Source organism: Fictibacillus terranigra, from assembly GCF_030412265.1.
GTDB lineage: Bacteria > Bacillota > Bacilli > Bacillales > Fictibacillaceae > Fictibacillus_C > Fictibacillus_C terrinigri.
Map to the genome: position 1 here is coordinate 62,664 of NZ_JAUHLN010000006.1, position 26,213 is coordinate 88,876.

The following is a 26,213-nucleotide window of genomic DNA, read 5'->3' on the forward strand; positions in this document are numbered from 1 at the left end:
ATCCTTCCATCAGTTTTTCCATCTGCAAAGTATTTATCCTTGCATAAAACGGCATTGTCTTTGGGAAAAACCGTAAGAAAATGGCTGATTTTTATAAAAAATCCTGTATACTTCATATAGGCATATTGAGAGCACAGGAGGCCTCTATGGAAAAACTAAAATGCCCTGTTCCTGTTTTTATTCCTTTAATCGTTGGTGTTATCGCCGTTTCTTTTTCTTCTATTTTTGTTAAGCTGTCTGATGCTCCCGTTTCTGTTCAAGGGATGTACAGGCTGCTTTTTACTGTGCTTTTCATGCTTCCGTTTTCTGCAAAGCATGTGATGGAGGCAAAACGAATAACCTCCAGGCAGTGCCTGCTCCTATTTTTGTCTGGACTGTTTCTCGCCCTTCATTTTTTATTGTGGATGGGATCACTGAAGCTGACCACAGTCGCGAGTTCAACGATCATACTCGCTCTGCAGCCTGTTTTTGTCCTGATCGGGGCTTTTTTCTTATTTAACGAAAAAACGTCACCATCCTTGCTAGCAGGGATGGGCGTTGCGATTTGCGGAGCAGTGTTCATCGGCTGGGGAGACATCGGCATCTCTCCCGAAAATTTGCTTGGAGATGTGCTTTCGCTTTTGGGCACACTTGCTGTTGCAGTACATATGCTGATCGGTCAGCATCTTTTACGCCGAATCCCTTCTTTTTTTTACAGTCTTTCCGTTTTTGTATCTGCGATCTCTGTTTTTGCCTGTTATAATCTTGCAGCCGGCATTCCGATGGTTGGCTATGCCAAACAGGACTGGACAATATTCTTTTTGCTGGCCATTATTCCGACCGTTTTCGGTCATGTCCTCTTTAACTGGCTGATGAAGTACGTGAGTGCAAAAACCATTTCTTTCAACATCCTTGGCGAACCTGTGGGTGCGAGCATTCTCGCTTATTTCATGCTGAATGAACATATCACTATATTTCAGGCCGCTGGTGGCTTTCTTGTTTGTACAGGTCTGTACGTCTTTCTAAAAACAAACCATGTGAAAGATTCATCCCTTTCCCAAAGCGTCTAGAGGCTGAAGTTGATAAAAATAGATAAAAGATGTACGGTAATATAGTTAATGCATTGTATGGATTTAAAAAAATACATAGATAGTGATCTGATCGGGAGGGGACTCAAGGTTGGAAAATAAAAAAGCACTGCCAATCTTATTCTTAGTCATGTTTTTAGTTATGGTTGGATTCGGAATCATTATTCCTGTCCTTCCTTTTTTTGCAGAAAAAGTAGGCGCCACTCCGGCACAGCTCGGTTTGCTTATGGCTGTTTATTCGTTAATGCAGCTCCTTTTCGCCCCCATCTGGGGAAGAATATCGGACCGCATCGGCCGGAAACCGGTGATGCTGATCGGAATCGCTGGACTTGCTATATCTTTCTTTTTAATGGCTGTCTCAAGCCAGCTCTGGATGCTATTTGCGGCACGTATTATCGGCGGCTTGCTCTCATCCGCAAACATGCCTACGACGATGGCGTATGTGGCAGACATTACAACTCCGGAAAACCGGGGAAAAGGAATGGGTATCATCGGGGCAGCGGTCGGACTTGGATTTATTTTTGGCCCTGCCATCGGCGGCGTTTTTTCAAAAACAAGCTTGAATACACCGTTTTTGCTAGCAGGAGCATCATCGATTATTACCTTCTTTCTCGTTCTTTTCGTTTTGAAGGAATCACTGCCTGAACGGCTTCGGTCGAACGGACCGTCTGAATCCGGGTCAAGATGGAGAGCTTTTACCGGAGCGGTTTCCATTCTGTTCGTGCTCCAGTTGTTCATCTCCCTTTCGTTATCGGGGCTTGAAGCGACATTCGCTTATTTTGCAGCGAAAAAAGCAGGACTGGATACCAATCACCTTGGCTACATTTTTATGATTATGGGCTTTGCAGGAGCCCTTGTCCAAGGTGGACTTGTTGGCCGGCTGACCAAGAAATTTGGTGAAGGAAAAGTCATTCAGGGAGGAATTGTTATCTCTGCTGTTGGGTTCTGGTTAATTCTGCTCGTTCATAACTTTACGACGGCAGCCATCTTCCTTTCCATTTTCGGTATTGGAAATGGTGTCATCCGACCGAGTGTTTCAGCGCTGCTGACGAAAACGTCCACATCTGGCCATGGCAGTGTAACTGGACTCTTGTCATCCTTTGATTCACTTGGACGAATCATCGGCCCTCCGCTTGGAGGCTGGCTGTTTTCACTGGCAGCAGGACTCCCGTATATCTCAGGGATCATTCTGTCAGTCATTGCTCTTGTCCTTTACCAGTTCTATAGTGTACGGGCAAAAGCCTCAGCGCCGGCGGCATAAATGAAGAGAAAAAAGGGCAGGGAGAAACATTCTCCCTGCCCTTTTTTGGGGTGCCATCTTTTTGGTGCCCGCAAGCCTAATAAAAGCTTTTTATTTTCCTTTCTTCACAAAACCCACTACACTAAGGATATAAACTCCGTTACTAAAAGAATAGGAGGTTGACAATGTCTGTTTATGAGTATCGGGCAAAGACGATCATGGGTGAAGAAAAATCTCTAAGAGAATACGAGGGCAAGGTTTTAATCATTGCCAACACAGCGAGCAAATGCGGATTTACTCCCCAATACAAAGAGCTTCAATCGCTTTACGACCAATACAGCGAACAGGGTCTTGAGATCCTCGGCTTTCCGTGCAACCAATTTGCAAGCCAGGAGCCTGGGAGCGAGGAAGAAATCCAGGAGTTTTGTGAATTAAACTACGGTGTAAAATTCCCTATGTTTGCCAAGGTTGATGTTAAAGGCGAAAACATTCATCCTCTCTTTGCCTGGCTGACAAAAGAAGCACCAGGCATACTGGGTTCAAAAGCGGTCAAATGGAATTTTACAAAGTTCCTTGTCGACCGCTATGGTAACGTTGTCTCCCGGCATTCTCCTCAGACCTCACCAATGGATATGAAAAAAGAAATTGAATCACTGCTCTCACAGCAATAAAAATGTTCTCCAATCCGCACACGCTGGAATAGGTTCCAGAAAGAAAGCGTGTGTTTTTTCATTGCTCAGGATTTAGGCTTGCCTTCAAGGCATTCGTCCAGACCGACTGGTGGATCCTTCATATACTGTACCGAGGATGTTGGAATAGTATTTAGAAGGAGGAATTTTAAATGTTTGCAAATGCACCGATGAATGCACCATTGAATGCTCCGCTTAACGCTCCGATTACTGCTTCTTACGGCGGGTACGGGTATGGTGGAGGATGTGGCGGTTACGGCTACGGCGGCGGAAGAGGATTCGCGATTATTATCGTACTGTTTATCCTCTTGATCATCATCGGCTGTGCCTGCTGGCATAGCCATGGCGGCGGATGTGAATCCAGCAGCAGCTGCTGATCACCTTTGCATCAGAACAAAAAGATCCAGGCGAAAGTGCCCGGATCTTTTTATTTGTTTTTGGTGCAATACACCGAATCCTATTGTTCTTCGTCCCTGTTGATCACGAGTCCATCAACGTGCCTTTTGCTCAAAATCCGGTCTTTTTTCCGGTTTTCCTTGCTTTCAAAGACAATATCCATATCATAATTCTCAGGATATAATTCGTTCCTTGAAATATGGAGGGTTAGACGATGCTTATGAACCTTCACTTTTTCCTCTTGCACAAGGACAACGTATTCTCCCCGGGTATCTTCTTCAGAACAGATGATGCCCGCGGTTTTCAAGCTGGAAACATAAACGCGGTCGCCGATTTCGAATGTTCGGTTATCCGGTTTTTCTTTTATTTTCTCCTCCTTTCTGCTTATCTTCCGGCTCCTTTTTTCTTCTGCTTCTCTTCTTCTCTCCACCATTTGCTTTTGTGCATCTTCATGCAGAATAGTCTCCTCTGCCTGTCGTGAAACGTCTTTACTCGTAATTTGTCTGGCTCTTGTGATCAGCTTCTGATCAAGGCCGAGCTTCCACGCGATGGAAAATGCTTGACTCTCGCCGGCTTCGCCGATCCTCAGCTCGTATAGCGGCTGGAGGGACTTAAGATCAAACGCCATGGATGCATTTTCAAATCCGGGAGTAAGAGAAGCAAAATCTTTTATTTCACTATAGTGTGTTGTGGCCAGAATGGAAGCTCCTTTTTCAAACAGATCTTCAAGGATCGCTATTGCCAGCCCCATTCCTTCAGCAGGATCGGTTCCTGCTCCAAGTTCATCGAGAATGACAAGAGTATCAGGCCCAGCCTTTTGAAGAATGGAGATGATGTTTGTCATATGAGCGGAAAAAGTGCTTAAGGACTGCTCAATGTTCTGATGGTCACCGATATCTGTCAGCACCTCTGAATAGATTCCGAACTCACTTCCCTCTCCCGCAGGGATATGAAGCCCCGACTGAACCATCAGCGTCAGCAGCCCTGCTGTTTTTATAGCTACCGTTTTCCCTCCGGTGTTGGGACCCGTAATGATGAGTGCTCCAAAGTCTTTACCGAGTCTTATATTCAACGGAACAGCCTGGCTTCCGAGCATCGGATGCCGCCCCTCATGGAGGATGGTCCGTTTTTCAAGATTAAGCGACACTTCCCTTCCATTAATGGCAAGGCTGTATTTAGCTTTGGCAAAGATAAAATCATAATGAAGCATACCCTCGATATTAACGGAGATCTCCTTTTTATAGCCTGCCACCAGGCCCGTTAATGTGCCGAGCACCCTCGCAGTTTCGATATCTTCCTCTGACTGCAGAAGCTGAAGCTCAGCCTGAAGCTTTCGGACCTCTTTTGGTTCAATAAAAACGGTGGAACCGCTCGCAGATGAATCAACGATTTGCCCATCCATGCTCCGCTTAAATTTACTTTTTACAGGTATAGCGTATCTGCCTTCTCTCATCGAAATCATCGGCTCCTGCAGCATATCCCGATAGGCCGGCGATTTTAAAATATGCTCGAGCTTGGATTTGATTTTTTCCTCACACGCAATCATTTTTTTTCTAACCTTTTCAAGCGGCTTACTGGCTCCGTCATCCACTCTTCCATTCCGTATACAGCGCTGGATCTCGGTTATGAGATCTTTCAGCGGAAAAAGAGAATACGCATAAGCCGATACGGCAGGTGCAATAAATTCTTTATCTTTCATATAGCGCTGCATGCGCTCTACGTTTTCTGCCAATCCGCAAATAAGCTGGAGCTGTTCAGGGCTTAAGAGAAGACCCTTATCCGGAAGCGACATCACATGTTCGATTCCATTCAAGTTCGCGATAGGAACGCTGGTTGACTTTCTTAGAACCGCCGCGGATTCTGTTGTTTCCCTCAGCCAAGCTTTAATAACCGGCAGCTCTCCGGAAGGCAGAAGCTCCTGAATTTTTCTTTTGGTACGTTCATTTAATGCATACTCAGACAGAATTTCTCTGATTTTATTGAATTCCAGCATTTTATTCGTAAAGGTGTTCAATGGTCGTTGCCTCCTCTTTTTTTAACACATTACCGTTACACCATGTTTTATGATTGGTTCCTGCCGTCCCTCCTTCCCGGGAACAGGGCCAGAACATGCCAATGAAAAAGGCAGAAATGGACCGCCGCCATTTCTGCCTGTTAATCATTTTCGCGGAGAAGGATGCGCCACTCTGTACAGCCTCGCCCTATGCTTTGGCAGCTGTAAAAAGCATAAAAAATACGCCCAAAGAGCGCGGCATCGTTCGGTGCACAAAATACGCACACGAAAATGAGAAATGTTGTATGCTGACCGCTGTTCTTAACTATTGGTGGCCGCAAAAAGACATAAAGGTACAAACCGATTCAAACACGGTCTTTTTGCTCCAGCTATCCAATTCGATTAGTTAAGAACGTGAACGCTCATCCACACAACTCCCTTCCTTTTATTACTCCCATCATATGTAAAATACTTTTCATTGTCAACCTGATGACATAAAAAAATCCGCAGAGAGTAAAAGGGCTCCCCACGGCTATCTTTATTCGGCTACAAGAACTTTTTCTCTCTCTGTTCCACTGCTGCTTTTTGAAAGCCGGACCGGATAGATACTGTTCACCGGAATAAAATCATCCTGTGTTGAAGGCAGAGTGCCATCATAAAGCAAAGCAGCAAGAGAAGCATGAGAAAACCTGAGAGAAGTCCGGTCTAAAATGGTACCATGCTTTTCAAGCGATGCCACCCTATCTTTTGTAAAATCTGCTTTGTCACCGATTAGAAGGTAGGTACGATCTCCTTGTTCCTGTTTCTTTTGTGTTACTGCCGATACTGCCGGTTTATCTCTGTACGCTTCTCCTGTTTCATAAATGGATAAGAAATCTTCCACGATGGCACTTGTCGTAGCTTCTGCCCCAGCTCCCGGCCCCTGCAAGGTCAAACAGCCGAGAAGATCGGTCTGAATACGGACGGCATTATCGACACCTTCCACTCCGTATAAAGGGTGATCACTGTCTACAAATACAGGCTTCACTTCAAGATTCAGACTTTCGTTCAAAAGGACGAGATGCTTCAGCCGAAGTCCGATCTGCTCCGCCAGCTGAATCTCCTCAAGGAGCACATTTCCAATCCCTTCAACCTGCACTTCTTCCCAGGAAGGCTGAACGCCATAAATCCATTTGCTCAGCACCATCGCCTTATAAAAGGCGTCCAAGCCCTCAACGTCATTCGTTGGATCCGGCTCTGCATATCCTTTTTGCTGTGCCAGTTTCAGTGCTTCCTCAAAGGAAGAACCGGTCGTTCTCATGTGTGAAAGAATGAAATTGGACGTCCCGTTTAAAATGGCCTCCACATGCTGAATCCGATTGATTCTTAAAAGCTCCCTCAATGTTCTCAATATCGGTATCCCGCCGCCTACACTTGCCTCATAGATAAACCGCACACCTTTTTCCGATGCACGTTCAGATAATTCCTCTCCATGACGGGCGATTAGATCCTTGTTGGCAGAAATCACGTGGCAGCCTGCTTCAAGTGATTGAATGATATAGGTTCGGGCGGGCTCAATCCCCCCGATGGCCTCGATGACCACATCTGGCACTTCTTCCCCGATCGCCTTCTCAAAATCTGATGTCACCCGCACCCCTCCTACGGTTGGCCTCGATTTGGAAGGATCCTTAATTAATATACTGGACAGCCTCAGACGTTTTCCCAGCAACTCTTCTAAAGCTCCTTTTCTTTCTACAATGGATGAATACACACCCGTGCCAACCGTTCCCAATCCAAGCAATGCAATTTTAATTTCATTCATTGTCAACACTCCCTGTAATCTATAATTTTTAGTAAAAGACTGAATAATTAGTACCTGCCAGAAGGCAAAAGAAAAAACCTCATCATAAGAAGAGGTTTGCAGCAGCGGGCCTCCTCTTATCATCCAGGGTCTTTTCCTGCAGGTAGTAGCACCTTTTCAGACCTGTGTCTGCAGGTTGCCGGGCTTCATCGGGCCTTTCCCTCCGCCGCTCTGGATAAGAGTATTTCATTAGAATGAAACATGTTATGTAGCACTTTATTTTTTAGTACAAAAAACCCCCTTATCATAAAGATAAGAGAGCTTTAGGTTCCCGTTCCGTCTCTTATCTCTCAAAGTTTTACCTTTGAAGGATTTGGCACCTTTTCAGACGTATGCCTGAAGGTTGCCGGGCTTCATCGGGCCTTTCCCTCCGCCGCTCTTGATAAGCTTCATTAAATTATTCTAACTCTATCATGGCGGGACGGATAGCGTCAACCATTATTCAGATATTTCAAGATTCAGCGGCAAATGCTTCTGGTATGATAGAAATACATAACTAAAAGGGGTGGAACGTTTGGGCAGGAAAATTGTGTTTACCGGTGGAGGTTCAGCGGGGCATGTCTCTGTCAACCTGGCGCTGATTCCCTTGTTCCTGGCAGAAGGCTGGGACGTCAGCTACATCGGATCTAAAGGCGGAATTGAACAGCAGCTGACAGAATCCATTGATGGGGTGCGCTATTACAGTATCTCAACCGGAAAGCTTAGACGCTATTTCGATTGGAACAATTTTAAAGACCCGTTCCGTGTCGTGAAAGGGGCTTTTGAAGCATTCCGGCTCATTAAGACAATAAAACCAGATGTAGTCTTTTCAAAAGGCGGTTTCGTTTCTGTACCTGTTATACTCGGGAGCCGAATGAACAAGGTACCTATTGTGACACATGAATCCGACCTTAGCCCAGGGCTTGCCAACCGGCTATCACTTCCCTTCGCAAAGAAGGTATGTACAACCTTTCCCGAAACCGCTGACCAGCTCCCAATCGGTAGAGCAGTATATGCGGGTGCAGTGATCCGTACAGAGCTGCATAAAGGGATCGCAGCAAATGGGAGGGCTTTTTGCGGTTTTACTCCCCGCAAGCCGGTTATCCTGATTATGGGCGGGAGCCTCGGATCAAAAAAAATAAACGAGTCTGTACGATTAAGCCTGGATGCCCTGCTCCCCCGATATCAAATTGTTCATCTATGCGGGAAAGGGCAGATGGACGGTTCAATCAGAAGAAACGGCTATGTTCAGTTTGAGTATGTAACAGATGAACTTCCTGATCTCCTTGCGGCCACTCACTTTGTTGTTTCAAGAGCAGGATCAAATTCAATCTTTGAGTTCTTATCACTCAGAAAACCAATGCTTCTTATCCCCCTTTCCAAAGAAGCCAGCCGCGGGGATCAGATCGAGAATGCCCAATCCTTTGAAAAGCAGGGATTCTGCAAGGTACTTTTTGAAGAGGAGCTGACCGCTGACTCTCTCTGTGACAGTATCGAAAAGCTTGATGAGATGAAGGGAGCCTACATCAGCCGAATGGAAAAAAGCCGGCTGAATAATGCATTGGATCAGCTGTTTTCCATCATTAAAGAAGAAGCGAAAGGATAACTTAAACCGATTGGGCGGAGGAAAAGAGAAATGAAAAAGCTTGCCCTATGATTAGGTGCAAGCTTTTTTATTTTGGGCTTGGACAAATTTCTGAAATGCCTGGATCAAAACCCGTCGTTATATGTCGAGAGTAAATAGATCGATAATAAAAAAATTGGCCAAGAAAAATTTATGGCGAACAAGGCCATTTGTCTTATTATATCAAGTAAATTCCCAATGCATCTCCGCCTCGACCCGCCTTTTCTATCCCACTCGATTTTCTAATGTTCAAATCTTAACGATTCGTTATATGGAGGGATCCATGTCTCCCTGCACAAATCTGTCTCAAACCCTCCAGTGCGTCCTGTTTATCCAGGCCTTGCGCAGATATGCAGCATAGCCCGGCAATTCCGCGAAGCTTGCTCATGCTGAGTATGCTTTTGGCGTTCATCTGGCAGTTATCAAATTCAAAATAGATCTGGCATTCCTCGTACTCATTCGCTTTATGAACGAGCTTGTTAATGGTCGCTGAATTCATTTTTTCCTGCAAAAAGCAGTATGTCTTCATGGCCTTTCACTCCTATTCTTTACCCCTAACATTTTAATCCACAATCATTAAGCACATGTTAAGCAGGTTTAGCTTTTGTGCACACGAATGAGGATATGCGGCAGAAATCGCCTTTATGTGAATAAGAATGAATTTAGGAAAAAAGAAGGGATTAACCGATGAAGGATTTTTCAAGGATATGAAGAAGCTTTCCCCCGCCTTCTCTAACTTCTATCTCTTCAAAACCCATTTTGGACCAAAAGGAAAGGGCCGGAACATTCCCGCTAAGCACCCCCACCTCAGGCATTTTTTCTTGTTCTTCTTCATCTCTTCTTCGCAAACCAAATATATTTCCTTGGCTAGCCCCTGTTTTTGAAAAGCGCTGTGTACCATTAAAAAACCGAGGCAAGGTTTGTGGTCTTTCGGATTATGCAGCAGATACTCAAGAATAGCTGCGTTCCTGCCGCCTGTATGAATCAAATACCGTGTCCTCGGCGATCCCTCAAGATCTTTAAGCTCCTCTTCCACCTGTTCAATTGTCACTTTGCTTGTACCATAAAACAGCTTATTGTAAAACGGATTGGTGTTCATGAATCTCAAGCTCGTCCGAAGCTTTTTCCAGGCCGCTCTTGTCCCATTCCAACACGACGTCTGCCCCTTTTTGATCTAAGTTTCATAACCTGCAATGATTTTTCATTAAAGAAAAAACGCACTCCCTGTAATGGAGTGCGCCTTCCTGTTATTTGTTCTCTTTCATGTTTTTGGCTTCCGCAATGTCTCCCTGATTGGCGATTGGATCAGCAAACGTTCCTTTTGGAATATCCGCTTTTCCTTTTCGCTGTTCAGCGTTTTGCTTGCGGATTTTTTCATTGTTAGCCATAACGGCACCTCCTCTTTGGTTATTACCCTAACCATTAACGAGGCATCTATTCTTCTATTTCTCAAAATTAATAAAAGCGTTCTTTGGATCTTCCTTCTTTTTGATCATTTTGGATTCAATGAGCCAATCCGAAACCTGTTTCCATGAACCCAAGTCCTGATAGCCAAATGGCTTCTTCCCGCTGTCCATTAACGGCAAAAGAGTCTGGAGGCTTTTCTTTTCAACGTTTTCATCCAGTGGAAACTCTTTATTTTCATGCTTGAATAAGACATTCAGCGCCTGATCCGGATGATCGTGTACATCCTTTTGACCTTTTGCCAGGGCATTCCAAAACTTCTGGTAAAGCTTCCGGTTCTTTTTCAGCCCATCTTCACTGGAAACTAGAACGAGCTCATAGTAATCCGGAACACCGTACTTTACAGGATCTATAGACCGCACGTCATGACCCTCTTTATTAAGGAGAATCTTTTCATGGTTAATGTAACCGCCAGATATTCCGTCCACTTTATGAGCCGCCATCGCGGGGATGATATCCCAGCCTACATCCGTCATCTTCACTTTTTCAGGATTGCCGCCATCCTGTTTCACCATCGTCTTGACCATCGCTTCATTAATGGGAATTGAAGGATAGCCTACATTCTTCCCTTCCAGATCCTTAGGTGAACGGATCGGACTGTTTTTAGAGACCATCAAATGGTTTAATGGATGCCTGACCAGTGCTCCCAAGGAAACGATGGGAATGTCTTCTGACCTGGAAAGGACGACCTGCGGCTGATAGGTTAACGCAAGGTCAGTCCGTCCAGCAGCCACAAGCTTTAACGGATCGTTTGTTTCGGCAGGCATCTTCACGTCCACCTCGATGCCTTCATTTTTAAAGTACCCTTTTTCAATCGCATCATATATTCCGGCATGCACCGCATTTGGATACCAGTCGAGCATGATGCTCACTTTTTTAAGGTTTCCTTTTGCCTCTTGATTCGGCGTGTCCGCGGATGAACACGCATTTAACAGGAAAAGCAGGCAGCCGGCGATAAGAAGGCTGCTTCGTTTAATCCATACGTTCATTTCATACATCCTTTCTGTTCTCTTTCCATTTAAACATTCTTTTTTCTGCGAGTGCAGCGGCACCGAACAAACACATCCCGAGCAATGATAATAAAAAAATAGCAGAAAATACTCCTTCAGCGTTCAAGCTTCCTGACATCCTTCTTGAATAGTACCCAAGTCCCTCGCTGGCACCTAGCCATTCACCGATTGTAGCACCCACCACGGAAAATACAGCGGCTAGTTTTATCCCGGACATGAATGATGGGAGCGCCATCGGGAGCTGCACCTTATTAAAGATCTGCCATCTTTTTGCTCCCATGGAACGCAGCAGATCAACATAGTCTTTGTCATGACGGTTCAATCCGTCATATGTGCTGACGACGATTGGGAAGAAGGCGATCAGCACGGTAACCGCCACTTTACTCCAGATGCTGTAGCCGAACCAGAGCACAAAGATTGGAGAAAGTGCAATGATCGGTATCGTCTGTGAGATCAGAACCGCCGGATAGACCATTTTTTCTACGGATTTTACAAAGAACATCGCAACAGCAAGCGAAACACCTGCAACAGCTGCGATTAAAAAACCGAGGATGGTTTCTTTAAGTGTTGCCCAGCAATGGCCCAGCAGAACCTCCCTGTTTTCATACAGCGACACGAGAATGCCTGAAGGAGGCGGCAAAATAAAGGAGGGGATCCGGTCAGTCCTGACAAGCCATTCCCATAGTACAAGCAAGACGGCAGCCGCGGCCAAAAACAAATAATAATCTTTAAATAATCGTTTCATGCTGTTCATTTGTAATTCTGCTCTCCAATATATTGATCAAGCCTGCCATCTCATTTGTTAAGACCGCACTTCTTGGCCTCGGAAGCTTGACCTCTAACTCTTCTGTTTCACCAGTTGGATGCAGCACGATGATCCGGTCGCTTAAAAAAACCGCTTCATGAAGATCATGAGTGACCAAAAGGATCGTTTTGTTCAAATCCTTCCATAGGGAAGAGATCCATTGGTGCATTTCCTTTTTTGTCATCGCGTCCAGTGCACCAAATGGTTCATCAAGAAGAAGCACTTCTTTTCCCGTCAGCAAGGTTCGAAGAAAGGCGATCCTCTGGCGCATCCCCCCTGAAAGTTCATGCGGAAAAGCGTTACGGTAATCCCACAGTCCTACTTTTTTCAACCATGATTTCGCCTCTTCTGCTTTTTGCCTCTTTTGCTGCTGAATCTCTGGAGCAAGAAGAAGATTTTCCATGACCGTACGCCAGGGAAGAAGCAGATCCTTTTGAGGCATGTATCCCGCTGCTCCCGGAAAGACAGGCTTGTCCTGTACGAGGATCTCTCCCTTGGAGGGCTGATCCAGTCCGCAGGCAAGCTTGAGCAAAGTGCTTTTGCCGGTTCCGCTTTTGCCGATGATCGAAACAAATTCTCCGGCCGCTGCTGCAAAATTGATGTCGTTCAGAAGCGGGGAGATTTGTCTTTGCTGAGTAAAGGAATAAAATACATTCTTAAAGATCAGTGACATACAAACTCTCCTTCAATGTGGCGATTACACCGGCCATTCATGACCGTAATACACCATATCCCAAAACATGAATTCAAAGCGCGAGGTGGTCAGGAAATGCTCCTCGAGCACTGTCAATTCCTGTTCTGTCATACCTTCAGCCAACCGGTTCAGTTTATTGATGAGCCACTGTGCAAGCCCGCCAAATTCCTCTGACGCATACATTTCAATCCATTGGGCATAAGGATGGTCTTCGAGGCTTCCTGCTTCCCTCTTTAAAGCCGATCCAATCTCATGGTAGCTCCACATACATGGCAGCAGGCAGGAGATAAGCTCCGCAAGTGTTCCGTGCTGGGAGGCGTTCAGCATATAGCGGGTGTACGCAAGGTTAATCGGAGTGGCCTTTTCTTCCTCCAGCTCCTCGGACTGTATGCCAATGTCACTGCAATACGCGCGGTGGAGATCCATCTCGGTATTCAAGGTTTCATGAAGCAGGCTTGAAAACCAGGTCATCGTCTCGGCATCCTTCGCTTTTATTGCCCCAAACGCAAAGAGCTTGGCATAGTCTTTTAAATAGACATAGTCCTGTTTCATATAATAGGCAAAGCGTTCCTTAGGCAGTGATCCGTCTTTAATGCCCTGTACAAACGGATGAAGATGAGTGTGTTTCCAAACGGGTTCCACGCTTTTGTACAATCGTTCAGTAAATGGCTCTTGCTTCAGCTTCGTCATGTGTATTGCTCCTTTCTGTACTGCACCACTTTGCGATAAACCCCGCGAGAACCTTTGAGTGTTCCAACAGCTGATGAAGCTCCACCTTTTCGTCCACAGCGTGAGCATCATCCAGCTTGCCGGGGCCATAAATAACAGCAGGTATTCCAGCGGCTCCAAGCCAACCTGCATCGGTAACGGTTGATGACATTGAAACAACCGCTTTCCGCTTGGAGACCGTTTGATGCTGTTCCTTCAGTACCGCCAAAGCTTCATGAGTGTGATCAACGTCCAGTGCAGGAAAAACTTCTCCTCTCTCCTCAATCATGGATTTTCCTCCCCACTTAAACAGAGGAGGATTGTTTTTCATCCATGGATCGGCCATGGCAACAGCAAGGATGTGTTCCTCAATTTCCTTCGCGACCTCTTCATAGGTCTCATTCGGGTAAAAGTGAACAGTAATCCACAGCCGGCATTCATCAGCGATAAACGCCGCATTTCTTCCTCCTTCAATGACGGACGGATTAATGGTCGTGCTGCCCATAGGGAATTCCGGGTACGATTTAGTGATTGCCCAGTGTCGTTCAAGTTCCTGCAGCCCTTCAATCACCTTTGCCATTTTTTCAATGGCACTCGCACCGTTTATTCCGCCTCCGGCATGGATCATCCGCGAACGGAGCCCATCGTGATAGGTCTCTTTACTCTTAATGGTGATCCACCCTGTGATGACTCCCCCTTGGCCATGAATCTCAAGATTCGATGTGTCGGCGACGATCGCAAAATCAGCTTTCATGCCCCGGTCTACACATGACTTGGTTCCTGCTTCTCCTGCTTCTTCACCTGTCACCGATTGAAAGAAGATGTCCCCTTTCTGCTTAATCCCAAGCTCTTGAAGAAGCTCAAGGGCAAACAGAGATGAGGCCATGCCTCCCTTCATATCTGAAGTTCCGCGTCCATAGAGCAGCCCTTCCTCTTCTGTGATTACAAAAGGGGGATATTTCCATGACGCTTCATCACCGACAGCTACGACATCCATATGTCCATTAAGGAGCAGGCTTTGATATTCCTCTGATCTTTCTCCTTGCTTTGTTCCCGCGACGATTCGGTCCCCGGGAAACAGCTCCCATTCCTCTGTCTCAAATCCCAGGTTAAGGAGTACGTCTTTAACATAGCTCTGTGCCTCTTCTGTATTCCTCGCAGGTGGACTGACCGTCTCGAATGCAACGAGAGTTCGCAAAATATCAATCAGCCTTTCCTGTCTTTCCTCTGCCAATCTATTAATCTTCTCTTGTAAGTCTCTCATCGCAGCCTCCTTTATTTCGGTGCCAGGCACCAAGCATTACATACTTGTGTAACGGCGGGTGCCTGGCACCCAACATATACAAAAAAGCCGCCTTCATAAGAGAAGGCGGCTGAGCTTTCTGCTGGGGTCCGATTAATCAGCTTTTCATTCAGCCTGCTTCCCTCCGCTGGCATAATCCAGATCAGGTTCCAAGGGTCTAGAACACAAAGGTTCAGTCTCAGCCTTTCAGCCCCCCTAGCAGATTTCTATTCCATTATCCTATTAAACTGTAGTACAGATTTTTCGCTTCTGTTATATCTTTCGTGCCATGAATGAGTACGCGTCCGTCTTTAAAAAACACAAGCCTCTGTTCTTCATCACTGCTATATGAAAGCAGATATGGATTCTGCTCGATTCTTCCGCCAAGCCGCGATAAAGACAGTGACAGCTCCTCCAAATCTCTTTCCCCTTTTTCCGAAGGACGGATCTGGACAGTGTTTCTTCCGCACAGGACCGCTGTCTTCGTCTGATTTTCCGGATCAAGATGCGGATAGTGGGCGTGCTCGCCACAGGAAGGGCAATCTGCTTTCTTCAGCTTTTGCACATCCATCGCCAAGTAATGATTGTTCCACATATCAAAGGAGACCAGCTTGTTCCGTAGAGAAGTGGTATTGCCCGTCAATAGCTTCAGCGCTTCAGCTGTCTGGTGGGCGACTACCATCTGCACCACAGGTGCGATAATTCCTGCTGTATCACACGTTGCACCGCCCATAGGCACCTTCTCAAGCAAACAGCTAAGACAAGGCGTCTCACCCGGCAAAATCACATAGCTTAAACCATAGCTTCCGACACAAGCGCCGTAAATCCATGGAATTTTTCTTTCCTGTGAGATGTCGTTGATCAGCAAACGTGTATCAAAATTATCTGTCGCATCAATCAAAAGATCTGCAAATTCCGCCAGTTCCCGCAGTTCTTCCACACCTGCGTCCAGTACAAGACTTTCAACATGAATATCGGAATTCACCTGCTCCAGCCGTTCTCTTGCAGCAACGGCTTTGGGCATCCTGTACTTTGCATCTTCTTCGCTGAAAAGCTGCTGGCGCTGCAGGTTGCTCCATTCCACGTAGTCACGGTCAGCGATCGTAATCCTGCCTACGCCCGCACGGGCAAGTATTTCGGCATTGCCTGTTCCGAGCGCTCCAGCCCCTATAATCACAACGTGTTTATCTGACAGCTGATCCTGCCCTTCTTCTCCGATAGGCTCGAATAATATCTGCCTGGAGTAGCGATCATTCATTAAATACTCATTCCCTCCAGCGGACTGCTTGCCGATGCATACCTTTTCTTTGGAATTCTTCCTGCCTCATATCCGAGACGGCCGGCCTCAATGGCGAGCTTCATCGCCTGAGCCATTTTTACCGGATCATCTGCTCCAGATACCGCAGAATTGAGCAATACTCCGTCAGCGCCAAGTTCCATAGCGGCTGCCGCGTCAGCTGGTGATCCGATGCCGGCATCCACAATAACCGGAATATTGGCCTGCTCAATAATGAGGCTGATGTTTAACGGATTGATGATTCCTAGGCCAGAACCAATCGGTGAAGCTCCAGGCATTATGGCATGTACGCCAAGCTCCTCTAATTTTTGTGCAAGAATGACATCATCTGAAGCATAAGGCAAGACCGTAAACCCTTCTTCCAACAGCATTTCTGACGCTCTTAATGTTTCAAGCGGATCCGGCAGAAGAGTCTTGAAATCTCCTATTACTTCTACCTTTATCATATCACATAGCCCTGAAGCTTTTGCTAGCTTTGCAATTCTAACCGCTTCTTCGGCCGTTTTAGCTCCAGCCGTGTTCGGCAGCAGCGTAAAATTCTCTGCATCCAGTTTTTCTAAAAAATTCGGCTGATCAGGATCAAAAATATTCATCCTTCTTACGGCAAACGTAAGGATCTCAGTACCTGAAACCTTGACCGCCTCTTTTTGAATATCAAAATCAGGAAATTTTCCTGTTCCCAGCAGCAATCTGGAGCTAAACTCATAGTTTCCAACTTTCAGCATGTCTTCATCCTCCTCCTACAAAATGAACAATTTCTACCTTATCACCATTAGCTAAGCGTGTTTCAGCGTGCTGGCTTTTATCGAGAATCTCCTGGTTCAGTTCAACGATCGCCCCTTTTCCGGCAAGCTTCAGCTCCACCAGAAGTTCCTCAATGGTCCTGGCCTGGTCGATATCCAGCGATGCACCGTTAACAATCAACTTCATGAAAGCTCATCCTCTCATTTTTTTCATAGGCAAAGCGGTCAGGAGCAAATTCTCTTAAAGTCTCTTCCTGCAGCTTTCCTTCCAGCAGTTCTGCCATCCAGCGCCCGGTCAGCGGACTGAGTAAGATCCCATTGCGAAAATGGCCCGCTGCAATGTACAGATCTTTATGGCAGGGATGTTTTCCCATGTACGGGAGACCATCCGGCGTTTGCGGCCTGAACCCTGTCCAGGCTTTCTCCCACTCGCCGTGTAAAATACCGGGAAGGACAGCACTCGCTTTCGAAAGCAGCTCTAAAACTCCCTTTGCCCTAACTTTTCTGTCGTAGGAGCCAGTTTCCATCGTTGCACCTACGACCAATCTGCCGCCTCGTTTTGGTACGAGGTAGCACTCATCAGCTATTACCGTTGATGTGATGACCGGCTCTAAAAACGTCAATGAAAGACATTCTCCCTTCACCGGGAACATCGGCATATGCAATCCGGACTGAACCGCCAGCTTTCCTGTCCAGACACCTGATGCCAGTACCACCTTTTCTCCGTAATACATGCCTGCGCTCGTTTGAACGTCTATTCCTGACTGGCTAAAATCGAATCCGGCCACTTCCGTAAAATCTAAAAAAACTGCTCCGAGCCTTGAGGCTGACTCGGCAAATGCTCTCGTCAATTGCACAGGATTGACCTGGCCATCTTTCGGTAGAAACATGGCCCCAGCTACTCTGTCTGATAGCCTCGGCTCCATTTTTAACAGTTCAGGTCCGGCAACCCAATGTGCAGGCTGTCCATTGTTATTGTGAAAATCGATCAGCCGCTTCAATTTTAAGACTTCACTTTCATCACCCGCAGTTTTAAACAATCCTTTGTCGATAAACTCTATATCGATCCCGCAAATTTCCTTCAGTTCTCTGCTTAATTCAGGGAACAGAATTCGGCTTTCACGTGCCATCGTGTAGAGCGGTCCTGCCTCATTCAGTTCGGCCTGCGCCCCAAGCATACCGGCCGCGGCTGAAGAAGCCTCACTGCCGATTCGGCCTTTTTCAATAACCAGAACAGTATAATCTGTAAGTTTACGCAAGTAGTAAGCAATCGCGCAGCCGATAATGCCTCCACCTGCAATAACTACATCATAGTCCTTGGACATCCAAAAATTCACTCCTTTTGTAAAGCTTCTGAATAGCTTCTCGCTTCTAAATCGAGATTCTCCGCCGTCCAGATCCCGGACATGACGGCGATTCCTTTGGCTCCCGCCTGCAGGAGCCAACTGGTATTACTAGGCGTTACTCCTCCGATGGCAACAACAGGAATGGAAACCGCATCTGCGGTCTCACGCAGTAATTCAAGACCGCGGGGTTCACTTCCCCTTTTGCTTTCTGAATGAAAAACATGCCCATAAAATAAATAGTGGACGCCTTTATCCTCTGCACGCATGGCTTCCTCCCTGGAATGAACGGATTTTCCAATTCTAAGGCTGCTGAAATGCTTACTTACGAGATCTGGTTCAAGGCTGGTTCCCTTTAAGTGAACAGCTCCTGCTTCCGCAGCAACGGCTACATCCACACGGTCATTGACGCAGATCTGCTCCCTCCTTAATCCTGCTCCCTTCAATCCCTCCGCCAGATTAAAAATCTCACCGGCATTCCGCTGTTTTTCTCTGATATGGATACATGTCATATAAGGAGCCAGGATTGATGCGGCCGAAATGATTTCTTCAGGCTGCTTCCTTCCATTCGTAATGACATGGAACTCGAATCTTTCCACCTTGCACCCTCCTTTTCCCATACAAAAAAGCCACCCCTTTCGCAGAAAAGAGTGGCTGATTATCTGTTTATCTAATCTTCAGCACTATATTTAGCATAGTGCATAGTCCACTTCCCTACGCTGGCATCATCCAGATCAGGTTCAAAGGGTTTAGAACAGATTGTTCAGTCTCAGCCGGCCAGGCTCCCCCAGTGTTGCAAGTTATTCATTTTATCTACATCTTACCATTCAGATTAGAAATGTAAAACATTAAAATCTGATTTTGGATTCAAGGAACGAACGAAGCTCGGATACCGGCATGCGGACCTGTTCCATCGTGTCGCGGTCACGAACCGTTACCTGCTGATCATCTTTGGAATCAAAATCATACGTAATACAGAAAGGGGTTCCGATCTCATCCTGTCTGCGGTAGCGTTTTCCGATCGATCCTGTTTCATCATAATCTACCATGAAGTCGCTCGCAAGGCCGGAAAAAACTTCTCTTGCTTCTTCTGAAAGCTTTTTCGATAAAGGAAGCACTGCTGCTTTAAACGGCGCAAGAGCCGGATGCAAGTGGAGAACCGCCCTCGTATCTCCGCCCTCGAGCTCTTCCTCTTCAAACGCGTCGATCAAGAACGCAAGCGTTACTCGGTCTGCGCCGAGTGAAGGCTCGATGCAATACGGGATATAGCGGTCATTCGTCTCTTGGTCGATATAGTTAAAGTCCTCACCAGAATGCTCGCTGTGACGCTTAAGGTCAAAGTCGGTACGGGACGCGATCCCCCACAGCTCTCCCCAGCCGAACGGGAATTGATACTCAAAATCTGTCGTTGCGTTGCTGTAGTGGGAAAGCTCTTCGGATTCATGGTCGCGAAGACGGAGCTTATCCTGCTTCATTCCAAGGTTTAATAAGAAATCGTGGGCATATTGTTTCCAGAAATCAAACCATTTTAATTCTTCACCCGGCTTGCAGAAGAACTCAAGCTCCATCTGTTCGAATTCACGGGTACGGAACGTAAAGTTGCCCGGTGTAATCTCATTACGGAAGCTTTTACCGACCTGAGCGATACCGAACGGCAATTTCTTCCTCATCGTACGCTGCACGTTTTTAAAGTTTACAAAGATCCCCTGTGCTGTTTCTGGACGAAGATAGATTTCGTTCGTGCTGGATTCTGTTACACCCTGGAATGTTTTGAACATCAGGTTAAACTGGCGGATCGTTGTAAAGTCGTGCGCCTCACACTCTGGACATGCGATGTTGTGCTCTTCAATCAACTTTTCCATTTGATCGAAAGAGAGCCCGTCAACAATTTTCTCGATCCCTTTTTCGGCAAGCGCATCTTCGATTAATTTATCGGCACGGTGTCTCGCTTTACATTGCTTACAGTCGATCATTGGATCATTGAAGTTTCCGATATGTCCGGATGCTACCCACGTTTGAGGGTTCATGAGAATCGCTGCATCCAACCCTACATTGTATGGGGATTCCTGTACAAATTTTTTCCACCAAGCTTTTTTCACGTTATTCTTCAGCTCAACGCCGAGCGGACCGTAATCCCACGTGTTGGATAATCCTCCATAAATTTCTGAGCCCGGAAAAATAAATCCGCGCTGTTTTGCCATGTTGACGATCTGTTCCATTGTCACACTCATGACCATCTCTCCTTTTTTAGTAAATGCGTATGAAATCAACCAAAAAAACCCTCATCCATAGACAAGTTTCCTTGCCCAGGGACGAGAGCTTATACTCACGCGGTTCCACCCTAATTGATGCTAAATAAGCATCCGCTTTGGTCAATTAATCGCTCGAGACTGCCGTTTCTCTGAACTTTTGCCCCGGGCTTCCACCATCCCCGGTTCGCTTCTCACAAAAGCACCTCAGATACTATTGGTCTGTCATAGCTTTACATCATTAGATTATGGGAAAAATAGTACAATTTTTCAGCCGTAATGTCAAGTCTGTACAATCCTGACACCTTTTATTCTTTTTTCCATAAACATAAAAACTCACGGCAGCCGCTCGCCATGAGCTTTCAACTTTATCACTTAAAAGCCTCCAAATCCGCCTCCTGGGAATCCTCCATAACCGCCTGGAAAACCGCCGAAACCGCCCGGAAAACCACCATATCCGCCTGGGAAAGGTGAAACTCCGCCGTATCCGTATCCATAACCGTATGCGAACGGACGGGGCGCAAGAGCGAATCCTGCAATAGTTCCGAGTCCAAGTCCTACCAAGGCTGCACCAACGACCGGAAAGAACCTTCCTGTCCCATCATCATGGTATGGCAGCAGGTAGACATTTTCTGTATCAACTCTTTGGATGGAGCCTCTGTAGACACTCCCGTCATGGGTAGTAATTTCAACATCTTGCCCCATATGCTGACAGCACAGACCGTAATATTGTTCCTTCAAAAGTTAACCTCCTCTTTACCCTGATAACACTACTACCCTGCATCTTATGCAAAATGTGGAAAATGGGTATGGACAGCAGTCTGCCCGTTTCGACTATCCGCAAAAATGGGTATAAAGGAGATAGAAACCTTGAAAGGGGCTCCTTTATGGAAAAAGATTTATCACAGCACAAAGCACATGCCGAAAGAAAAGCCGAAGAATATAAGGAAGAGGCCGCTCCCTGGATCGTCGGGATGGCCCGTTTCGGCCATTTCTCCAAAGGGGCTGTTTATATTGTTATCGGAATCCTTGCGGTGATGGCAGCATTCGGTCTTCAAGGAAAATTAACCACTTCCTCTGGTGCCCTCTACACCATCGCCAAGCAGCCGTTCGGCTCCGCCATGCTCGCTGTGCTGGCTGCCGGCCTTGCAGGCTATGCATTTTGGCAAGTCATCATGGCCGTATTTGACCCTGAACATAAAGGAAAAGACGCCAAAGGATGGTTCGCTCGAATGAGTTACCTCATCATCGCTGCCATTTATTTCAGTCTCTGCTTTAATGCTATTAAAATCATCTTCAGGGCGAGTGTTAACACATCAAGTGAAAAATACCAATCCTTATCCGCAAAAGCACTCGCACAGCCCTTCGGACAAACGATCATTGCCGTTATTGGCGCTGTATTTATCGGAATAGGGGTTTTTAACTTCTACAAGGCCTATACGGAAAAATTCAAAAACAGGCTGAAGCGTCATGAGATGAACCAAAAAGAATGGAAGAGTGCGCGTTATATTGGTAAGTTCGGGCTTTTAGCACATGGTGTTGTGTTCGCCATCGTCGGCATCTTTCTAATCAGAACCGCCATTCAGGCAGATCCTGATGAAACAAAGGGGCTGGACGGTGCTTTGGCTGAACTTGTAAAACAGCCGTTTGGTCCGGTTCTCCTATCTGTTGTGGCTCTCGGGCTCGTCGCCTATGGTGCGTACCTGCTATTTGAAGCGAAATACCGCAGGCTCGATCCATAAACAATTCCATCAGAAATAAGCCTCACCCATATGGGCGAGGCTTATTTTTTATTTACTCGGCTTCAAAACAAGTTTTTCACTATTATTAAAGCTGGATTCCTTCGTTTCAGTGATATGATAGCTGCCTGTAGTCCAATCCTCGATTTGGTTATCATACCAAGGACATGGCCTGACTGTCCCGGGTCCGATTACATTGTAGGTTTTCTCGAGGTCCGCCAGATCTACCACCGTTCTCCAGGCCGCTCCATGGTTCACCTTGCCAGTAAGAGGGTCCCATGCCGTTTTGTTCTTTCAGCGTTTCCCCTCTTTCTTTATGGCTTCTTTCCTCTCTGTTTTTTTCCTTCTCCTGTAAATTCTATTTTTTCATAGAGATCTCATATGTCCCCATTAGAAGTAAATATATTTGAAAGAAGAAGCAAGGATGGTTTAAAATGGTTACTTTGAAAGGAGGAGCCGTATGAAAAAATGGATATGGCTGATGCTAATCCTTTTTGCAATCGGTGCAATAACAGCTGGAGGCTGGTATTACTATCCCCAGTATAAGATTGATCGTCTGAAAGCCCAAAATGCGGCAACGACCGAATCCTCAGGGAATAAACCACATCAGGAAGATGTATCCTATATTCAGCATTTAAAACATCTGAGTGGAAAAGAGCTTCATCACCTGGCTCTGGGAGATTCGGTCATTCAAGGCCGCGGTTCAAATCAAGGCGGTTTTATAAAAATGGCCAACAATGAAATGAGTGCTTTAACATTTAAAAAAGTGCAGCTTGATAACCAAGGGATATCTGGAGCGACGAGCAGTGACCTGCTCACCTATCTTTCATCTCCCGGCATGTCTGACCGGGTGAAGTCCGCAGACATCATTACAATCAATATCGGGGGCAACGACCTCGTAAAACTTGCATTAAAGGAAGGGCCTGTCAAAGCGCTTCAGGATTACCAAAATGTGAAATCCACTTATGAGAAAAATTTAATTGATATATTCTCATTGATCCGAAAAGAGAATCCTCATGCAATCCTCGTATACAACGAATTGTATAATGCAGTGGACTCTGAAGAATCCTTTTATCCTGCAACTAAAAAATTGCTGAATGACTGGAATCTGATTGCCTATGAAACCACATCAAACTATAAACCCTCTGTTGTGATTCCGAGCAGTGAGGTGCTTAAGCCCGAAAACAGGAAGGAGTGGATCTATGATACCATCCATCCAAATGAAAAAGGCCACGAACGGATTGCGCGGCAGATGATCAAAGCATTGAAAGCTCCATACAAAGAAATTTAAAAGGCATTGTCCCGACAGGACCAATGCCTTTTGATATTATTCTGAAAGAATAAAATCAAGGTAAATAAAATTCCCTTCTGAAACCGTATGATTTTCCTGTTCAACAGCGATCTCACGGCTGAATAATGGTCCGTTGACCACCATTGTATGGAATTCGCCATTTTCTCCGCATGGATCTACGTTTTCTGGGATATCCGCAATCCAATCACGGTTGATTTCCCGGCCAAGAAAATCTTTATCCAGCTTTGTCTGATCAAGCGTTGTAATGACCGTACGGTATCCAAGCGAGAGAAATTCATCAATCAGCTCCGCTGATTTTCTCCCCCACAAAGGAAAAACTCCTGCGATTCCGGCTTGCTTTAATTTGGATTCCCGGTATTCCCTGATATCCGCGAGAAAAATGTCTCCGAACATCACGTGCCGAATACCGGCTTCACTCAGCTTGTCCATTTCTTCCCGCATCCGTTCCTCATAGATGTCATTCGTGCAAACCGTTGGAATCTTTACTTTGCGGACGCGAAAGCCTAAAGATTTTGCCTGTGCATCAAGAATTTCCTCACGAATGCCATGGATACTTGTCCTTCTATGGTCCTCATTGATGGTTGTAAGTAAAGAGTCGACTTCATATTCGTTGGATTCCAGCAGCTTATGCAGAGCCAGCATGGAGTCTTTGCCGCCGCTGAACGAAACGACAATTTTTTTCGCCAATCGTCTCACTTCCTTTTGCATCCTTTTTTTGGTGTAATTGAAATAAATGATTTACATATGATTATAAAGCAACGAGGAGGAGAGAATGGAGGAACATTTGGAGTATACAAAAGAAATATATGAGCCGCCAGTAAAGAAGAACCGTAACTACCCGGTCACATGGGGAGGATTTTTCGGTTTTTTCGGGGCTTACCTCGGATTTATCATCTTGTTTTCTCTGCTGATCGGCATGTTCTATGCTCTCTCGGCGATCATTTTTGATTTCTCAATGGCTGGATTTGAGAACAGCCCTGTTTTTTTGCTGATTGATGCGTTAACCTTCACAACCGTCATTCTGATCTTTAAACAGACCCGCCAATTTATATTTCAAAAACTAGCTTTCGGTGTTCTGAAAAAGAAAAGCACCTATTTGATGATGGCGGGTGCACTGGTCATTTGCCAGGCAGAACAATATATAATTTTTGATGTGCTTCATCTCGAGAACCCCGGTTCAAAAGGAAATGACAGCCTTTTTACAAGCGGGATAGGAATCGCAGGCATCATTCTTGTGATCTTCTGCGCTTGTATTGCGGCGCCGTTTACTGAAGAAATGGTCTTCAGGGGGTTTTTGTTCCGCTTTTTTCATGAGAGGTACCATTTTATTGCCGGCCTCATCATTTCCTCTGCGGTATTCGGCTCTTTGCATATCGGCTATCCTCTTGCTGCCGGTATCATGGGTTTCGTGTTTTCCACATTGTTCTATTTTACAAAATCCCTTGTTCCCGGCATGGTTGTGCATGCACTTTGGAATACGTATGTATCCATTGCAGAGCTTCTCTCCTGAATGACTATGAAACCCAAAAAAATAGAGGCACCTTTTAAAGGTGCCTCATATGTATAGGGGATTTTAATTATCTCACCTTTCCAGGGGATTGGTAAGCATCCAGAGACTTGCGACTTGTTGCCTATTTTTCCTTCAGTATCGCCTGATCAGCTCCAGCCGTACCAATAAGACTATGACCTTTACGCTAACCCTTTGGTCAGCTGATCCTTTGTCATGTAGCCTTTAATTCCGTTTTTGGTAAGCAAGTATTCTACAACCGCTTGCCGGTCCATCCCAAGAGTCTCCAGTCCTTTAGCGATGGTCTTAAGATAAGCGAAGGAGGGTGCCATAAACTCTTCCTCGCCCATGTCATGGTTGGAAGTGAAGGTAAAGATCGGATAGCCGTCAGAATCCCCAAGGTAGACGATCGTTCCATACCAACCCTCAGTTAACGGAAGAAAGCGGGATTCCTTTATTCGTTCAAAATCGATTGCTAAACCCTCGATTCCGTTTTCCTGTGAAGCCACATCCACAAATTGTTCGTCAGAAATCAAATACATTCTTCCTGCTGTTTTTTCGTGCTCGTCCTCACGATGCCCGATAAACGCGACTCCCCCTTTTCCCCACTTGCTTTCCTGCTTTGAAAAATAAAGCGGATACTGTATATTAACGGGCTTGTCTGCTCGAGGAGGGTCACAATTGCGGCATCCCTTTTCGGGTTTCAAACTGCCTTCTGCCTGTTTTCCCTCTATATAACAGCTGAATCTGGCTTGGTTCATGTTGGAGCCGTAGCTCGCATACCATACATAATTCATCGATGTGCTCCTTTCCTACAAATAACGGACTTGCTGTTTAATATAACGTTTTAAATAACTGGCAAAGTCCATGAAACTGTTTTTATCTTCAAAGATGCCCTTTAACGTATCAACCTGCGGGAATATGCCATGCCTGTTAAACCTTACGGCGGTCATTCCCCGATAAAATTCACTTCCATCTTCGTTCAATATGACTGTATCCACCACAACTTCTTTTGTCTCTCCAATATAATGCTCTTTTAATTCAATTACATCCACCACATCAAGCTTGTATCTTTTCATAAGATGGCCCTCCCCAATTATTGTAGCAAACGGTGAGACAGAAAACCCGCTGCATATTCACTCGAATTCCATACAAAAAGCAGCATCATATGTTCGGGATAATAACGTAGTAAAAATGGCATGTCTTCGCCTTTATATTAAAAAATAAGGGTT

29 protein-coding genes, 2 pseudogenes and 4 riboswitches are annotated in these 26,213 nt (G+C 45.8%); of the genes and pseudogenes, 9 read left to right on the forward strand and 22 right to left on the reverse strand.

Annotated elements, in window-relative coordinates; all coding sequences use genetic code 11:
* Positions 1-146 precede the first annotated feature (146 nt).
* The 4 genes from QYF49_RS21745 to QYF49_RS21760 all read left to right on the forward strand — a co-directional run bounded on the left by QYF49_RS21745 (position 147) and on the right by QYF49_RS21760 (position 3,373).
* Positions 147-1,049: a DMT family transporter gene (locus QYF49_RS21745; RefSeq protein ID WP_290401694.1), complete on the forward strand. Its 903-nt coding sequence runs from the start codon at positions 147-149 to the stop codon at positions 1,047-1,049.
* Between the two features lie 109 nt (positions 1,050-1,158).
* Positions 1,159-2,328 (forward strand): MFS transporter, encoded by a 1,170-nt coding sequence (locus QYF49_RS21750; protein ID WP_290401695.1) that lies wholly within the window; start codon positions 1,159-1,161, stop codon positions 2,326-2,328.
* A gap of 164 nt (positions 2,329-2,492) precedes the next feature.
* On the forward strand, positions 2,493-2,978 hold the full coding sequence (locus QYF49_RS21755) for a glutathione peroxidase (protein WP_290401696.1): 486 nt from the start codon (positions 2,493-2,495) through the stop codon (positions 2,976-2,978).
* 188 nt (positions 2,979-3,166) lie between these two features.
* A complete protein-coding gene (locus QYF49_RS21760) occupies positions 3,167-3,373 on the forward strand; it encodes a YjcZ family sporulation protein (RefSeq protein WP_290401931.1) in 207 nt (68 codons plus the stop codon).
* 80 nt (positions 3,374-3,453) lie between these two features.
* Here the strand turns inward: QYF49_RS21760 and QYF49_RS21765 are convergent, their stop codons facing one another.
* A complete protein-coding gene (locus QYF49_RS21765) occupies positions 3,454-5,406 on the reverse strand; it encodes an endonuclease MutS2 (RefSeq protein WP_290401697.1) in 1,953 nt (650 codons plus the stop codon).
* A gap of 95 nt (positions 5,407-5,501) precedes the next feature.
* On the opposite strand from QYF49_RS21765, the gene QYF49_RS21770 reads away from it, so the two are divergent.
* A complete protein-coding gene (locus tag QYF49_RS21770) occupies positions 5,502-5,795 on the forward strand; it encodes a hypothetical protein (protein WP_290401698.1) in 294 nt (97 codons plus the stop codon).
* 128 nt (positions 5,796-5,923) lie between these two features.
* On the opposite strand, the gene QYF49_RS21775 is transcribed toward QYF49_RS21770, so the two are convergent.
* Entirely contained in the window at positions 5,924-7,186 is a 1,263-nt protein-coding gene (locus QYF49_RS21775; RefSeq protein WP_290401699.1) for a homoserine dehydrogenase, read from the reverse strand.
* Positions 7,187-7,299: 113 nt separating this feature from the next.
* Positions 7,300-7,407: riboswitch (SAM riboswitch) on the reverse strand.
* Positions 7,408-7,505: 98 nt separating this feature from the next.
* A riboswitch (SAM riboswitch) is annotated at positions 7,506-7,614 on the reverse strand.
* A 125-nt stretch (positions 7,615-7,739) separates the two neighbouring features.
* Between QYF49_RS21775 and QYF49_RS21780 the strand changes: the two genes are divergently transcribed.
* On the forward strand, positions 7,740-8,810 hold the full coding sequence (locus QYF49_RS21780) for an undecaprenyldiphospho-muramoylpentapeptide beta-N-acetylglucosaminyltransferase (RefSeq protein WP_290401700.1): 1,071 nt from the start codon (positions 7,740-7,742) through the stop codon (positions 8,808-8,810).
* A 274-nt stretch (positions 8,811-9,084) separates the two neighbouring features.
* On the opposite strand, the gene QYF49_RS21785 is transcribed toward QYF49_RS21780, so the two are convergent.
* The 16 genes and pseudogenes from QYF49_RS21785 to QYF49_RS21855 form a co-directional block, all read right to left on the reverse strand.
* On the reverse strand, positions 9,085-9,357 hold the full coding sequence (locus tag QYF49_RS21785) for an HPr family phosphocarrier protein (protein ID WP_290401701.1): 273 nt from the start codon (positions 9,355-9,357) through the stop codon (positions 9,085-9,087).
* A 151-nt stretch (positions 9,358-9,508) separates the two neighbouring features.
* Positions 9,509-9,676 carry a GNAT family N-acetyltransferase gene (locus QYF49_RS21790; RefSeq protein WP_290401702.1) on the reverse strand — a complete coding sequence of 56 codons (168 nt, stop codon included), beginning with the start codon at positions 9,674-9,676 and terminating at the stop codon, positions 9,509-9,511.
* 14 nt (positions 9,677-9,690) lie between these two features.
* A pseudogene (locus tag QYF49_RS25910) lies at positions 9,691-9,927 on the reverse strand (GNAT family N-acetyltransferase); the annotation flags it as partial.
* 148 nt (positions 9,928-10,075) lie between these two features.
* Positions 10,076-10,216: a hypothetical protein gene (locus QYF49_RS21795; RefSeq protein WP_290401703.1), complete on the reverse strand. Its 141-nt coding sequence runs from the start codon at positions 10,214-10,216 to the stop codon at positions 10,076-10,078.
* A 54-nt stretch (positions 10,217-10,270) separates the two neighbouring features.
* Complete coding sequence (locus QYF49_RS21800) at positions 10,271-11,281, reverse strand: ABC transporter substrate-binding protein (RefSeq protein WP_290401704.1); 1,011 nt, start codon at positions 11,279-11,281, stop codon at positions 10,271-10,273.
* A gap of 1 nt (position 11,282) precedes the next feature.
* Positions 11,283-12,056 (reverse strand): ABC transporter permease, encoded by a 774-nt coding sequence (locus tag QYF49_RS21805; RefSeq protein ID WP_290401705.1) that lies wholly within the window; start codon positions 12,054-12,056, stop codon positions 11,283-11,285.
* The gene (locus QYF49_RS21810; protein WP_290401706.1) at positions 12,031-12,780 is read right to left on the reverse strand and encodes an ABC transporter ATP-binding protein; all 750 of its coding nucleotides are present in this window, start codon (positions 12,778-12,780) and stop codon (positions 12,031-12,033) included. The genes QYF49_RS21805 and QYF49_RS21810 overlap by 26 nt, the downstream gene beginning before the upstream one ends.
* Before the next feature lie 24 nt (positions 12,781-12,804).
* Positions 12,805-13,491: a thiaminase II gene (tenA, locus tag QYF49_RS21815; RefSeq protein WP_290401707.1), complete on the reverse strand. Its 687-nt coding sequence runs from the start codon at positions 13,489-13,491 to the stop codon at positions 12,805-12,807.
* Positions 13,460-14,773: an acetylornithine deacetylase gene (locus QYF49_RS21820; RefSeq protein ID WP_290401708.1), complete on the reverse strand. Its 1,314-nt coding sequence runs from the start codon at positions 14,771-14,773 to the stop codon at positions 13,460-13,462. Before QYF49_RS21820 ends, tenA begins: the two co-directional genes overlap by 32 nt.
* A gap of 141 nt (positions 14,774-14,914) precedes the next feature.
* A riboswitch (TPP riboswitch) is annotated at positions 14,915-15,019 on the reverse strand.
* Positions 15,020-15,026: 7 nt separating this feature from the next.
* Positions 15,027-16,049, reverse strand: a complete 1,023-nt coding sequence (locus tag QYF49_RS21825) for a thiazole biosynthesis adenylyltransferase ThiF (protein ID WP_290401709.1) — start codon at positions 16,047-16,049, stop codon at positions 15,027-15,029.
* A complete protein-coding gene (locus QYF49_RS21830) occupies positions 16,049-16,813 on the reverse strand; it encodes a thiazole synthase (RefSeq protein ID WP_290401710.1) in 765 nt (254 codons plus the stop codon). The genes QYF49_RS21825 and QYF49_RS21830 overlap by 1 nt, the downstream gene beginning before the upstream one ends.
* 4 nt (positions 16,814-16,817) lie before the next feature.
* Positions 16,818-17,018, reverse strand: a complete 201-nt coding sequence (gene thiS / locus QYF49_RS21835; RefSeq protein WP_290401711.1) for a sulfur carrier protein ThiS — start codon at positions 17,016-17,018, stop codon at positions 16,818-16,820.
* Positions 17,002-18,156, reverse strand: coding sequence for a glycine oxidase ThiO (gene thiO / locus QYF49_RS21840; protein WP_290401712.1), 1,155 nt, complete (start codon positions 18,154-18,156; stop codon positions 17,002-17,004). Before thiO ends, thiS begins: the two co-directional genes overlap by 17 nt.
* Positions 18,157-18,164: 8 nt before the next feature.
* Positions 18,165-18,773, reverse strand: coding sequence for a thiamine phosphate synthase (locus QYF49_RS21845; RefSeq protein ID WP_290401713.1), 609 nt, complete (start codon positions 18,771-18,773; stop codon positions 18,165-18,167).
* Between the two features lie 95 nt (positions 18,774-18,868).
* Positions 18,869-18,973: riboswitch (TPP riboswitch) on the reverse strand.
* 49 nt (positions 18,974-19,022) lie between these two features.
* A complete protein-coding gene (locus QYF49_RS21850) occupies positions 19,023-20,405 on the reverse strand; it encodes a glycine--tRNA ligase (protein WP_290401714.1) in 1,383 nt (460 codons plus the stop codon).
* 393 nt (positions 20,406-20,798) lie between these two features.
* On the reverse strand, positions 20,799-21,164 hold the full coding sequence (locus tag QYF49_RS21855) for a hypothetical protein (protein WP_290401715.1): 366 nt from the start codon (positions 21,162-21,164) through the stop codon (positions 20,799-20,801).
* A 146-nt stretch (positions 21,165-21,310) separates the two neighbouring features.
* Here QYF49_RS21855 and QYF49_RS21860 point away from each other — a divergent pair, with 146 nt between their 5' ends.
* On the forward strand, positions 21,311-22,165 hold the full coding sequence (locus tag QYF49_RS21860) for a DUF1206 domain-containing protein (protein WP_290401716.1): 855 nt from the start codon (positions 21,311-21,313) through the stop codon (positions 22,163-22,165).
* Positions 22,166-22,213: 48 nt separating this feature from the next.
* Here QYF49_RS21860 and QYF49_RS21865 read toward each other — a convergent pair.
* Positions 22,214-22,441, reverse strand: a pseudogene (locus QYF49_RS21865) (penicillin acylase family protein); the annotation flags it as partial.
* Positions 22,442-22,622: 181 nt separating this feature from the next.
* On the opposite strand from QYF49_RS21865, the gene QYF49_RS21870 reads away from it, so the two are divergent.
* Positions 22,623-23,453 (forward strand): GDSL-type esterase/lipase family protein, encoded by an 831-nt coding sequence (locus QYF49_RS21870; RefSeq protein ID WP_290401717.1) that lies wholly within the window; start codon positions 22,623-22,625, stop codon positions 23,451-23,453.
* A 36-nt stretch (positions 23,454-23,489) separates the two neighbouring features.
* Here the strand turns inward: QYF49_RS21870 and QYF49_RS21875 are convergent, their stop codons facing one another.
* Complete coding sequence (locus QYF49_RS21875; RefSeq protein ID WP_290401718.1) at positions 23,490-24,161, reverse strand: Dph6-related ATP pyrophosphatase; 672 nt, start codon at positions 24,159-24,161, stop codon at positions 23,490-23,492.
* An 85-nt stretch (positions 24,162-24,246) separates the two neighbouring features.
* Between QYF49_RS21875 and QYF49_RS21880 the strand changes: the two genes are divergently transcribed.
* Entirely contained in the window at positions 24,247-24,984 is a 738-nt protein-coding gene (locus QYF49_RS21880) for a CPBP family intramembrane glutamic endopeptidase (protein ID WP_290401719.1), read from the forward strand.
* Positions 24,985-25,163: 179 nt separating this feature from the next.
* Here QYF49_RS21880 and QYF49_RS21885 read toward each other — a convergent pair whose 3' ends face one another.
* Complete coding sequence (locus tag QYF49_RS21885; RefSeq protein ID WP_290401720.1) at positions 25,164-25,778, reverse strand: hypothetical protein; 615 nt, start codon at positions 25,776-25,778, stop codon at positions 25,164-25,166.
* A gap of 15 nt (positions 25,779-25,793) precedes the next feature.
* Complete coding sequence (locus QYF49_RS21890; protein ID WP_290401721.1) at positions 25,794-26,060, reverse strand: hypothetical protein; 267 nt, start codon at positions 26,058-26,060, stop codon at positions 25,794-25,796.
* Between the last annotated feature and the right edge of the window lie 153 nt (positions 26,061-26,213).